Consider the following 12421-nt stretch of genomic DNA (forward strand, 5'->3'; position numbering starts at 1 on the left):
ATCGGACAAGTTCGGGCGGTTTCGCTGGACGGTTGTCCGATTCTTTGCGGTTATCGGACAAGCTCGGGCGGTTTCGCTGGACGGTTGTCCGATTCTTTGTGGTTATCGGACAAGTTCGGGCGGTTTCGCTGGACGGTTGTCCGATTCTTCGCGGATATCGGACAAGCTCAGGCGGTTTCATTCGCCTGTTGTCCGATTCTTCGCGGTTATCGGACAAGTTCGGGCAAATTCGCTAGCGGTTGTCCGATTCTTGGCGGTTATCGGACAAGCTCGGGCGGTTTCGCTGGACGGTTGTCCGATTTTTCTCGGTTATCGGACAAGTTCGGGCAGATTCGCTTGCCGGTTGTCCGATTTTTCTCGGTTATCGGACAAGTTCGGGCAGATTCGCTTGCCGGCTGTCCGATTCTTGGCGGTTATCGGACAAGTTCGGGCGGTTTCGCTGGACGGTTGTCCGATTTTTCTCGGTTATCGGACAAGTTCGGGCAGATTCGCTTGCTATTCCTCCGCCAATAATGCAGGCAAGTCGGCGACGGTGTCCAGATTGACCGATCCGATCGCTTTGCCGTCCTCCAGCTTGATCAGGACGGGTACGAACGCGACGCCGTAGGTATCCAATACCTCATCATAGTTGGCATCATTGGCCCGTTTTTTCGTGTTGTAGTAATAAGCGGTCTGCCCCGTTTCCGCCAATTCCTTCTCCAGGATCGGCCGGAATTTCTTGCAGTAGGGGCAATCATCGAAGCCGAAATAGAGGTAGGCCACATCCTGCGCCACCACTTCTTCGTATTGCGCTGCATCGCCTATGGCCACGATCGGGGAATCCGCCTCCTTTGCGCAGGCTGCAAACAGCATCAGCAAGGCGCTCAAAAATAATAAGGGCAAAAATCTTTTCTGTTTTTTCGGCATACAGCAGGTCTCCTTTGCGTTTGAATGGCTTTCTTCCAGTATAACAAAGAATGCCCGGCAGCTCTCGTCATAACACCGAGAGACCGGGCATTCTTATTTTTTAGTCCTTGCCGTCGTATGGCAATCGTTTGTCGTTCACTTCATCCGGGTGCAAGGTTTCAACTTCCTTCATGAAGCCAGTACCGGCACCTTCAAGAATGTTTTCATCCACTTCTTCGATCGGATCAGCATAATCGGACGTATTCCCGATGATCTTGATGTGCTGTTGGTGATTCGTGAACAGAGTCGGTGCATCGCCACCGTACTCCCCATCCAAGTTGATCATCAAGCGCGAACCATCCATCGATTCTGCTTTCACAAAGCTGGTATGCGTATAGAGGACATTGGCGTTTTCCAGATGTCTGCCCCCGTTCAATACTTGGGCCAACAGTTGTAGGATTTCGAAGATATTTGCTGTCTTAACGACAAACAGCGTGAACTTGCCATCTCCCAAAACGATCTTCGGATCGATCGTTTCGAAACCTCCCACCGAGTTGGTCAAGGCGACGAAGAACATGGAAGCCATGCCGTCGTAAACGCCGCCCTCGTATTCGATGCGCATGTGCATCGGTTTGAGTTGCGGTATTTTTTCGGCACCTTTCACCAGATAAGCCAGGTAGCCGAAAATGGTCTTCAGTTTTGCCGGGACATCGTAGGTCAGATCCGTCAGATAGCCGCCTGCTGCGATGTTAATGAAATAGGTATCATTCGATTGACCGATATCCATCGGGATGACATTTCCGTCAGCGATGATGCGGGCTGCATCCAATAGATTTGAACGAGGAATCTTCAAAGCACGGGCATAGTCATTTGTTGTCCCTGCGGGTATGATGCCGACTGTTGGTCTGTGTTCCAATCCGGCAATACCATTAATGACTTCGTTTACGGTACCGTCTCCGCCGGCGGCAACGATCAAGTCGAATCCGGCCAAAGCAGCACGCTCCGCTTCTTTGGTTGCGGAAAGCGGTTCGGGCGTTGTGGCATATGCACTGGCCTCATAGCCTGCTTCTTCCAATATTTGAAGGATATCAATCATGCTTTTTTTCAGCATTTCTCTTCCGGAAGTGGGATTGTAAATTACTCTTGCTCTCATTCTTTTCCTCATCTTTCTAGGCTCATCTATTATATAGGTCACAAATCATCTTTTCTTTGTAAAACCACTCAATTAATAATTATAGCACCAAAATCAGAATAATACTAATTGTTGATCTGGAAAAAGATAGCTTTATTGGCATTTTTTTGGAGTGAATCATTTCAAAAAAAGCCAACCTCCGGAAGGAAGTTGGCTGGAATGTGTGCAACGCAAACGCGTTCTGAAAAGCAGATACCGCTCCCGTTTCGCAAATAACGTAGTGAACAAAAGAGGTTCACTTCGTTATTTGCTCCAACGTCCGGGTATCTAAACGCTTTTCATCACGCTCTATCTTAGTTGAGTTCTGATTCGCAGAGTTCTCCGCCTAAGCTGACAACCACACGCGGACAAAAAACGTCCGCTTTGTGTTTGTCCTCTTAGTGCTCGAACTCTAACCGTGAATCATCACATCCTATTAGTCGAACTCTGAATTGCAGGGGTTCCGCCTAACGCTATTTAGGCCCATCCAGCCAAACCCGGGCTGGTTGTTCCTAAATTTCGTTAGTGCTCGCCCCTACCCGCAATTCATCGTATCCTATCTTAAACGCGTTCTGAAAAGCAGATACCGCTCCCGTTTCGCAAATAACGTAGTGAACAAAAGAGGTTCACTTCGTTATGGGCTCCAACGTCCGGGTATCTAAACGCTTTTCATCTCGCTCTATCTTTTTTCTAGTTCTTGTGCTAGTAGTTGGTTGACCATGCCTGGGTTGGCTTGGCCTTTTGTTTGTTTCATGATTTGGCCTACGAGGAAGCCTTTGGCGCGGTCTTTGCCGGCTTTGAAGTCGTCGACGGATTGTTGGCTGTTGTCCAAAACGGCGTTGATGATCGGCAGCAGTTGGGCTGGATCGCTCATTTGGATCAGGCCTTCTGCTTCGACAACGGATTTGGCGTCTCCGCCTTTTGTTGCCAACAGGCGGAAGACTTTCTTGGCGATCTTCGTGCTGATGGTGCCATCTTCGATCAAGGTGATCATACCGGCAAGGTTGGCTGGCGTCAGTTTCGTATCGGCCAGTTCCACTTTTTCGCTGTTCAGGTAAGCGGAAACTTCGCCCATCAACCAGTTGGAAGCTAGTTTGGCATCGGCGCCTGCAGCGATGGTGCCTTCGAAGAAGTCGGACATTTCTTTCGAAAGGGTCAATACCATTGCATCGTATTCAGGCAGCTCGTATTCAGAAATGTATCTTGCGCGGCGTTTTGCAGGCATTTCCGGGATTGTCGCTTTTACGCGGTCGATCCACTCTTGGGAAATGGTCAAGCCAGGCAGATCCGGTTCCGGGAAGTAGCGGTAATCACTTTCGCCTTCCTTGACGCGCATCAGGATCGTTTCGCCGGTTGTTTCGTCGAATCGGCGTGTTTCTTGTTGGATGATGCCGCCAGCATTCAATACTTGCGCTTGGCGTTTTTCTTCATGCGCCAGTCCGCGGCGGACGAAGTTGAAGGAGTTCAGGTTCTTCAATTCTGTCTTCGTGCCGAATTTTTCTTGGCCGAAGGGACGGATGGAAATGTTGGCATCGCAACGCATCGAGCCTTCTTCCATCTTCACATCGGATACGTCTGTGTACATGATGATTTGGCGCACGGCATCCAGGTAGGCATAAGCCTCTTCCGGAGAACGCATATCCGCTTCCGATACGATTTCGATCAATGGCGTTCCTTGACGGTTCAGATCGACATAGGAATAGCCGTCCGATCCGTGCATATTTTTGCCGGCATCTTCTTCAAGATGGACACGCTCGATGCGGATCTTTTTCTTGACGCCTTCCACTTCGATTTCGACCCAGCCGTCATGGCCGATCGGGTTATCCAATTGCGAAATTTGGTAAGCTTTCGGATTGTCCGGATAGAAGTAGTTTTTGCGGTCGAAGTGCGTTTCCGTCGAAATTTCGCAGTTCAAAGCCATAGCGGCCTTCATACAGAATTCGACAGCGCCTTTGTTGATGACCGGCAAGACGCCCGGGTAACCCCAGTCGATGACGTTTGTGTTTGTGTTCGGTTCTGCCCCAAAGTGCGCTGGAGATGGGGAGAACATTTTTGATTCAGTTTTCAATTCCACATGGACTTCCAGTCCGATGACTGTTTCATAATTCATAATGTCTTCCTCCTACAGGTTTGGGTGTTGGTTGATGTAGTCGTTCGCTTGTTCCAATGCAAACGCGGCTTGATAGATTTTTGCTTCTTCGAAGTAGTTCCCGATCAATTGGATACCGATCGGCATGCCGTCAGCCGAGAATCCGCCAGGAACGGAAATGGCCGGAACGCCCGCCAAGTTGATCGTAACGGTCAACAGGTCGTCCATGTACATAGCCAACGGATCGTCGTTCTTTTCGCCGATTCCGAAAGCAGTCGTTGTCGTCGTAGGTCCCAAAATCAGATCGTAACCCGCGAAGATGTTCGCGAAGTCGCGTTTGATCAGCGTGCGGACTTGACCCGCTTTTTTGAAGTAAGCATCATAGAAACCGGCACTCAATGAGAAAGATCCCAACATGATACGGCGTTTCACTTCCATACCGAAGCCTTCAGAACGGCTCTTGATGTACAACTCATCCAATGAGTTCACATTGTCTGCACGGTAGCCGTAACGCACTCCGTCAAAACGTTGCAGGTTGGATGAAGCTTCCGAAGAAGCAATGATGTAGTACGCAGGGATTCCGTAAGCCAAAGTCGGCATGCTGACTTCTTCCACGGTAGCGCCCATTTCTTCGAATTGGGCGGCTGCTTTTCTTACAGCCTCTTGGATTTCAGCGGATACGCCTTCTTGGAAATATTCTTTCGGCAAAGCGATCTTCATGCCTGCCACTTTTCCGTTCAGGTTGGCGCTGAATTTCGGCACTTCCATGTTCAAACTCGTGGAATCCCGCTTATCATAGCCGCTGATTGCTTCCAACAACAAGGCATTGTCGGTTACGTTGCGTGTCATCGGGCCGATTTGGTCAAGGCTGGACGCAAAAGCGATCAAGCCATAACGGGATACGCGGCCGTATGTCGGTTTCATGCCGACAATGCCATTGAAGGCGGCCGGTTGACGGATACTTCCGCCTGTATCGGAACCCAAGGAAGCGACAACTTCGCCGCTGGCAACCGCAGCAGCGGAGCCACCGGATGAACCGCCGGGAACTTTAGTCAGATCCCAAGCATTTTTGGTTTTTTTGTAGTAAGAGTTTTCCGTGCTTCCGCCCATGGCAAATTCATCCATGTTCAGTTTTCCGACATTGACGGCGCCGGCTTCCTTCAACTTGGTGACGACTGTTGCGTCATAGATCGGCATGAAGTCGCCCAACATACGGCTTGCCGCTGTCGTTGTCACGCCTTCTGTGACGATGTTGTCCTTGATCCCTAAAGGAATACCGTTCAGGACGTTACCGTCGGCGTAGCCTTTTTCATCAGCCGCTTGCGCTTGTTTCAAGGCGCCTTCTTCGTTCAAAGCCAAGAATGCTTCTACTGTTCCGTCTGTTTCAGCGATGCGTTTGAAGGCTGCTTGGGTCAGTTCCACGGAAGAGAATTCTTTATTGACTAAACCTTCATGTAGGCTTGTTAGCGTTTCATTGAAAATACTCATGCGCCTTCCACCTCGTTATCTAAAATTGCGGGCACTTGGATCATGCCGTCTTCGGCTGTCTTGACGTTTTTGAACAGGAGCTCGCGATCCGTTCCAGGTTCCGCTACATCTTCACGCATGACATTCTTCAATGCATAGCCATGAGAAGTCACGGGTACATCCGTTGTATCGACTGCTTCCAATTGTTCCACCATGTCGATGATGTCGCCCAATTGTTCTGTAAAATGTTTAATTTCGTGAGGAGCGAATTCCAGCTTGGCCAGTTTTGCTACGTGACGCACTTGCTCTTCAGTGATTGCCATGTAATACCCTTCTTTCTGTCATTTTGTGTAGGTTTCGTTTTTTTTACATACTTTTTCATTCTAGCATAAAATACATTGGATTGCGTGATTTTTATGGCGATTCAGCGCTGAAACTCAATCGAAAATATGGTAACTGAATCCTTGGCTGTTTGATTCTCTTGTCAGGAACGATTCAATGCCGTTGATCGATTCGATTGTAATCTCAACCGGAATGTTCTGGGGCAGGAAACGTCCTGCCGAGTCAGTTACGTGCTGGGTGAACGCAATGATTTCCGTTTCTCCATAGAATTGCGTCGTGATGTCGATTTCGAGCGACATCAGTTGTCCGTCGATGTATTTGCCTTCTCCGACGATGCCATTCAGATTCGGGAAGAAATTCTGCACTTCGTTTTTGAAATTGTCGAAGTTGGAAGACTCTTCCGTCTGCGTTCCACTTTGCAACGGGAAGACCACTTTACTTTCATTGCGGGCGATCCATTCGCCGATCGCATTCCCATCCGTGGAGACGCCTTCGAATAGATAGACACCACCGACCGGGCTGTCCTGCGCCGATTGCTCATAAATGCCGATGACGATCGGAATGCTTTCCAATCCCTCGGTCTGGCGCAAACGGGTAATGATCGTATTCGCATAAGCTTTTGCCTGTTCTTCTAATTTCTCGCGGGAAATGGCTTGTTCCATCGGCACATCATTCACCTTGTAATAGTCGACCGAATTCATCGCCAGTCCGATTGCCATCCCGGCCAATTCGAAGCCATTTTCATTCTGGATCATATAGTCCTGTTCCAAAATCTGCTCCAGGTAGATCGGCTCCCTGGTTGCCGCGTCGGTGCTGCCGTTATCTGTCGGATTCAAACCATCCGGGTTAGAGTCGCTGTAGCGTCCCAACCACAATCTTGTCGTATCATAGTCGATGACTTGGCCTTCCTGAAAAAAATATTGGTCAGTCGGAAAAACATTTTTGGCTACATCCAACAAATCTGCCTCAAAATCTTTGATGTTGGCCGTCGAGTTCAACGAAAGGCTGACGCCGCGGTTCTGGCTGAATTGGTACTTGCCGTCCACGATCAAGGCAGGATAATAATCCGTCGATAACTGATTCTGAGTCGTTTGGACAGTCACTTTCTCGGGGCCGTTATTGGTTGTGTTCTCCGTTGTTTGCGTCTCTGTTAACTGTCCACAACTGGCCAACAGGAACATCGCTGCTCCGGAGACAACCATACGGATGACGCTTTTCGCTTTATTCACTGCTGTCACTTCTTTCCAAATTTTTCACCATATCTTCTTCCGTCCAAACAGGGATGCCCAAAGATTGGGCTTTTGCCAATTTGCTGCCGGCATCTTCTCCGGCGACAATCCAGTCGGTCTTTTTGGAGACACTCCCGGTCACTTTTCCGCCTAGCGCTTCGATCATCTCCGTCGCTTCGGTCCGGTTATAGTGCGTCAATTTACCCGTCAAAACCACCGTTTTACCGTTCCAGATGGAATCGACAGCAGCCACCTCAGCTTTCTTCTTGCCGAGATAGGTCAGATTCACGCCATTTGCCCGGAATTCTTCAATCAGGTCTTTCACTTCCGGCAGTTGGAAATAGGCAACGACGCTGTCCGCAATGATGTCGCCCATGCCTTCGACGGCCATGATTTCTTCTTTCGTCGCCTGCATCAGCCGATCGAGGGTTTCGAATTCCGCTGCCAGGCTGGCTGCCGCCTTCGAGCCGACATGGCGGATGCCCAATCCGAACAGCAGACGCTCGCATGAGTTTCCGCGGCTCTGATTGATTGCCGTCACAATATTGTTAGCGGACTTTTCTTTGATTTTATCCAGTTGATAAAGGTCTTCTTCCGTCAGCTTGTACAGGTCTGCTACGTCCTTGACGAGCCCTTTTTCGAACATCTGGCTGACGACGCGAACGCCCAGACCACTGATGTTCATCGCATTGCGTGATACGAAGTGGGACAGGCCTTCTTTGATTTGGGCCGGACACTTCGGATTGATGCAGCGAAGGGCTACTTCATCCTCCAGATGAACAAGGTGGCTAGCGCAGGCGGGGCACACCTCGGGGATGGCATACGGTTCACTGTCCGGACTTCTTCGATCGATAAGGACATGCTGGATTTCCGGAATGATGTCGCCGGCCTTGTGGATCACCACCGTGTCGCCGATGCGGACATCCTTCTCGCGGACGAGGTCGACGTTATGCAAGCTGGCGCGTTGCACAGTGGACCCGGCCAAGAAGACCGGATCCATCACGGCTGTCGGCGTCACAACTCCGGTGCGGCCGACCGTCCACTCGATATCGCGTACGATTGTTTCGGCTTCTTCTGCCTTGAATTTATAGGCGATTGCCCACCGCGGTGCTTTTACCGTATAGCCGATTTCTTCCTGGGCAGCGAATGCATTGACTTTGATGACGATGCCGTCGATTTCATAAGGCAAGTCTTTCCTTTTTGCTGCGATTTCTTCCGTGAATGCCCAAACTTCTTCGATAGAATCAAAGAGCCTGCGTTCCGGATTGGTGCGCAAACCAACCTGTGCCAATCGGCTCAGCAGCGCATCCTGCGTCTCAACAGCCAACTGTTCGAAATTGGTGGCGCTGTAAAGATAGATGCTCAGGTTGCGGCTGGCCGCAATACTGGAGTCCAGTTGGCGCAGACTGCCGGCAGCGGCATTGCGCGGATTCGCAAAAATTTCCAGGCCTTTCTCATCGCGGTCCGCATTCAATTGTACGAAGGACGCTTTCGGCATGTAGCATTCACCGCGAACTTCGAAAGTCAACGGTTCATTCAGACGCAACGGAATGGCTTTGACCGTACGCAAATTCTGCGTGATGTCTTCACCGATGCTTCCGTCACCCCGCGTCGCGCCTTGGATGAACAGGCCATTTTCGTATTTCAACGATACAGCCAAACCATCAATTTTCAGTTCGCACATGTATTGCAAGGGTTGGTCGGTCAGTTTACTGATCCGTTGATGGAATTGCAGCAAGTCCTCCTGATTGAAGGCATTTCCCAAGCTCAGCATCGGTGCATCATGCTGTACCTTATTGAATCCGGGCAGGATGGTTCCGCCAATGCGTTGTGTCGGAGAATCAGTGGTAATCAACTCGGGATGAACTTTTTCCAACTTTTCCAGTTCAAGATACTGTTGATCATATTCTTTATCCGAGATACTGGGTTTATCCAGCACATAATATTCGTAATTATAGCGGTTGAGGAGCGTCTTCAACGTCTCGATGCGCTCTTGGGCTTCGGTCAGACTTTCTTTCGCCATGAATGTTCCCCTCCTGAATTATACTTTTTCGATTGGTGCAAAGGATGCCAACAAACGTTTGATGCCGATGTTCTTGAAGGCGATATCCAATGTCAGGCCATCGCCTTCTCCGCTCGTTTGAACGACAATGCCGACGCCCCATTTCTTGTGGCTGGCCTTGTCCCCAACAGCCCAGCCGAGTCTGTCCGCACCGCTGTTTCCGGTTTGTTGGACCGATTGCGTTGTTTTCTCACGCGGACTTGCCGAAAACAGCTGGCTGAAGGCCTTCTCCTGGCGCGTATCACTGGCTGTCTTCCAACGGTTGCTCGAACTTGCTGGTTTTGATGAAAATGAGCTTATCGTGGATCCTGAACTGTCCTCGCGGTCCAGCACGGATCCGTCCAATTCATCAAGGAACCGCGAGGCCGGATTGGACATCGTTCGCCCATAAAGGGTACGGGAATAGGCATTCGTAAGGAATAGTTTCTGTTCCGCCCGTGTGATGCCGACGTAGGCCAAGCGCCGTTCTTCCTCCATCTGGTCCTCATCCATGAAGGAGCGCGATGAAGGGAAAATGCCATCTTCCATCCCGATGATGAAGACGATCGGGAATTCCAGTCCTTTGGCTGCGTGCATCGTCATCAGCGTTACTTCGCTCTGCGGTTCCTCCTCGATCTGATCCAGATCGGAAACCAGCGCCAAATCGGTCAGGAATGCGGTCAGATCAAAATCATCTTGATTCATTCTATCGAACTCCTGGGTTACCGACAGGAATTCGTTGATGTTCTCGATCCGTGCTTCCGACTCCAGTGTCTTCTCCATTTCGAGGGCTTCCAGATAAGTCGTTTGGGAAAGCATTTCCTGAACCAATTCCGTGATCGGCAGGAATTCTTGCATTTTCTGTAGATTATCCATTACGGTCGCGAATTTCTTCAATTCCTTCGCGGCTTTTCCTGAAACGGTGGATAACGCCACATCATGAGCTGCTTGCAGCAAGGTCAGATTATGCATATCGGCGAATTCGCGCAGTTTTTCGACGCTGGCATCTCCGATTCCGCGTTTCGGCACGTTCACGATGCGGCCGAAGCTCAAGTCGTCGGCCGGGTTCACGATCAGACGCAGATAAGCCAAAAGGTCCTTGATTTCTTTGCGGTCATAGAACTTACGCCCGCCGACCATCTTGTAGGGGATGTTCGATTTCAAGAGATTTTCCTCGATGACACGCGACTGGGCATTCGTCCGGTAAAGCACTGCGAAATCCCCGTACTGGCGTTTGCTCTCACGGATTTCCTGGAGCATCTTGGAAATGACGTAGCGCGCTTCATCGTGTTCGGACTGCCCACGATAGTAGACGATGTTGTCGCCGTCCGGATTGTCTGTCCATAATTCTTTTTCTTTGCGGTTGACGTTGTTTTGGATCACGTCATTAGCTGCGCGCAGGATTTTTTTTGTGGAGCGGTAATTTTGCTCCAGCAATACCACTTTTGCGTCCGGATAATCTTTTTCGAAGTTGAGGATGTTCTCCATGTCGGCACCGCGCCAACCATAGATACTTTGGTCCGCATCTCCGACGACGCAAATGTTTTTGAACTTGCTGGCCAACAATTGCACCAGTTGATATTGGGCGTAGTTGGTATCCTGGTACTCGTCCACATGGATGTAATGGAATTTGTTTTGGTAGTAGGACAACGTTTCAGGATGTTCCTTGAACAATTTGGCTGTAAGCATGATCAGATCGTCAAAATCCATCGATTGGCTGTTTTCAAGCGCTTTTTGGTAATCCTTGTAGCATTCATAGACGATATTGTCGATGTATCCCCCAGCCAAATCGCCGAATTCCTTCGGTGTCTGCAGTTCATTCTTCGCTTGGCTGATCCGACCCAGAATCATGCGGTGATCGAATTTTTTTGAATCCAGATTCTTTTCGCGGATGATGCGTTTCATCAATGTTTCGGTTTCGCTCTGGTCGCAGATGGTAAACGAGCGCGCGTAGCCGATCTGTTCGCTTTCCCGTCTCAGGATCCGCACGCACATGGAGTGGAAAGTGGATACCCACATGTCATTGCCGACTGTTCCGACGAGGCGGATGACCCGCTCTTTCATTTCTTTTGCCGCTTTATTCGTAAAGGTGATGGCTAAGATGTTCCAAGGATTCACTGATTTTTCTTCCAGTAGATAGGCCATGCGATGGGTCAGTACCCTCGTTTTCCCGCTGCCTGCCCCCGCCATGATCAGTAGCGGGCCTTCCGTCGCCAAAACGGCTTCCGCTTGCCTGGGATTCATTCCTTTGATGAGGTCGTGTTTTTGTTGCACATTTGCCATCCTTTCTTTTGTTGCCTTTGTTTCGGAGTGTATGGTTTCGTTCTGTTTTTATGGAATCAAGGCGATCTTTCAGCCTTGTCGATTCTGATTTGCATCATGGTTTAGTCTATCATTTTAGAGCCTAGCTATCAATGAATCCCCTGATATTTTAGATAGTTTTTAACCCTTGTTCCCCACGCGCCATCCAACATAAAAGTCCTGGCGCTGAATCATTTGGATGATTCAGCGCCAGGACTTTCTTTCTGATTCTATTGGGCCAAGCTATCGTTTGACTCTTTCAGCGTTTCAAAGAAGAAGAGGATGTGTTCGCCCATCTTGTCATAATCCTTATCACGTATGCAGATGCTGAATTCTTGATAGAGAGCGAGCAGTTTAGCTTCGTTTTGATAGCGCTCTTCATCCATCAGGTCGCTGTTTTCGGAGTACGTGCCGTGAATGTCGCGTGCTGCCGTCAATATCACTTTTTTCAGGAATTGGTTATCACTTTCGGACATAAATATTTCAAAGAGTCTGTATTCATTATTGAAGTAACCTGTAGCATCCCGATAATGCAGGTATTCCACCTGCTTTTCGAGGATTTCTTCGAACGCATGGTGGTCCAAGGTAATGTCGTTCAGCTTCAGATACTGAAGGTAGTTCATGATGAGTCCAGCAATCAGTTCCAAGCGTTCCAATAAGCCTTCATTGGAAATCTTTTTTTCAGCTACGATATAGCCTTTGTAGGGAATGGATTTCACCAGACCTTCTTCCTCCAGCAAAAGCAGTGCTGTGCGGATCGGTGTCCGACTCATGAACAAAGCTTCCGAAATGAGTTGTTCAGTGATTTTGGTTCCCGGCGGCCAACAATTGCTGTCGATTTTGTCTTTTATGTAGTCGTATGCTTTATTGAATAGTCTATCCTCCATCATTAAACC

10 protein-coding genes are annotated in these 12421 nt (G+C 49.4%); 1 reads left to right on the top strand and 9 read right to left on the bottom strand.

The features are described 5' to 3' along the window. Positions 1-513, top strand: a 513-nt coding sequence (locus ACTCCX_RS09840; RefSeq protein ID WP_463275824.1) for a hypothetical protein, incomplete at its 5' end; no start/stop codon positions are given. Here ACTCCX_RS09840 and ACTCCX_RS09845 read toward each other — a convergent pair. The 9 genes from ACTCCX_RS09845 to ACTCCX_RS09885 all read right to left on the bottom strand — a co-directional run bounded on the left by ACTCCX_RS09845 (position 496) and on the right by ACTCCX_RS09885 (position 12415). Beyond that, positions 496-906 carry a thioredoxin family protein gene (locus ACTCCX_RS09845; protein ID WP_463275825.1) on the bottom strand — a complete coding sequence of 137 codons (411 nt, stop codon included), beginning with the start codon at positions 904-906 and terminating at the stop codon, positions 496-498. The genes ACTCCX_RS09840 and ACTCCX_RS09845 overlap by 18 nt on opposite strands. 100 nt (positions 907-1006) lie before the next feature. Next, positions 1007-2038, bottom strand: a complete 1032-nt coding sequence (locus ACTCCX_RS09850) for a diacylglycerol kinase (RefSeq protein ID WP_463275826.1) — start codon at positions 2036-2038, stop codon at positions 1007-1009. Between the two features lie 697 nt (positions 2039-2735). Beyond that, on the bottom strand, positions 2736-4166 hold the full coding sequence (gene gatB, locus ACTCCX_RS09855) for an Asp-tRNA(Asn)/Glu-tRNA(Gln) amidotransferase subunit GatB (protein ID WP_463275827.1): 1431 nt from the start codon (positions 4164-4166) through the stop codon (positions 2736-2738). A 12-nt stretch (positions 4167-4178) separates the two neighbouring features. Beyond that, entirely contained in the window at positions 4179-5633 is a 1455-nt protein-coding gene (gene gatA, locus ACTCCX_RS09860; protein WP_463275828.1) for an Asp-tRNA(Asn)/Glu-tRNA(Gln) amidotransferase subunit GatA, read from the bottom strand. Further along, complete coding sequence (gene gatC / locus ACTCCX_RS09865) at positions 5630-5935, bottom strand: Asp-tRNA(Asn)/Glu-tRNA(Gln) amidotransferase subunit GatC (RefSeq protein WP_463275829.1); 306 nt, start codon at positions 5933-5935, stop codon at positions 5630-5632. The genes gatA and gatC overlap by 4 nt, the downstream gene beginning before the upstream one ends. Positions 5936-6049: 114 nt before the next feature. Further along, on the bottom strand, positions 6050-7183 hold the full coding sequence (locus ACTCCX_RS09870; protein WP_463275830.1) for a CamS family sex pheromone protein: 1134 nt from the start codon (positions 7181-7183) through the stop codon (positions 6050-6052). Next, positions 7176-9206, bottom strand: a complete 2031-nt coding sequence (gene ligA, locus ACTCCX_RS09875; protein WP_463275831.1) for an NAD-dependent DNA ligase LigA — start codon at positions 9204-9206, stop codon at positions 7176-7178. The genes ACTCCX_RS09870 and ligA overlap by 8 nt, the downstream gene beginning before the upstream one ends. Positions 9207-9224: 18 nt before the next feature. Next, complete coding sequence (gene pcrA / locus ACTCCX_RS09880) at positions 9225-11507, bottom strand: DNA helicase PcrA (RefSeq protein ID WP_463275832.1); 2283 nt, start codon at positions 11505-11507, stop codon at positions 9225-9227. 248 nt (positions 11508-11755) lie between these two features. Further along, on the bottom strand, positions 11756-12415 hold the full coding sequence (locus tag ACTCCX_RS09885) for a GntR family transcriptional regulator (protein WP_463275833.1): 660 nt from the start codon (positions 12413-12415) through the stop codon (positions 11756-11758). Between the last annotated feature and the right edge of the window lie 6 nt (positions 12416-12421).

It is taken from the genome of Trichococcus sp. (assembly GCF_055118575.1).

What these genes read in the sequence shown, in the direction of transcription:
- ACTCCX_RS09845 (WP_463275825.1), bottom strand. Translation starts at nt 906, where the DNA reads ATGCCGAAAAAACAGAAAAGATTTTTGCCCTTATTATTTTTGAGCGCC.
- ACTCCX_RS09850 (WP_463275826.1), bottom strand. Translation starts at nt 2,038, where the DNA reads ATGAGAGCAAGAGTAATTTACAATCCCACTTCCGGAAGAGAAATGCTG.
- gatB (WP_463275827.1), bottom strand. Translation starts at nt 4,166, where the DNA reads ATGAATTATGAAACAGTCATCGGACTGGAAGTCCATGTGGAATTGAAA.
- gatA (WP_463275828.1), bottom strand. Translation starts at nt 5,633, where the DNA reads ATGAGTATTTTCAATGAAACGCTAACAAGCCTACATGAAGGTTTAGTC.
- gatC (WP_463275829.1), bottom strand. Translation starts at nt 5,935, where the DNA reads ATGGCAATCACTGAAGAGCAAGTGCGTCACGTAGCAAAACTGGCCAAG.
- ligA (WP_463275831.1), bottom strand. Translation starts at nt 9,206, where the DNA reads ATGGCGAAAGAAAGTCTGACCGAAGCCCAAGAGCGCATCGAGACGTTG.
- pcrA (WP_463275832.1), bottom strand. Translation starts at nt 11,507, where the DNA reads ATGGCAAATGTGCAACAAAAACACGACCTCATCAAAGGAATGAATCCC.
- ACTCCX_RS09885 (WP_463275833.1), bottom strand. Translation starts at nt 12,415, where the DNA reads ATGATGGAGGATAGACTATTCAATAAAGCATACGACTACATAAAAGAC.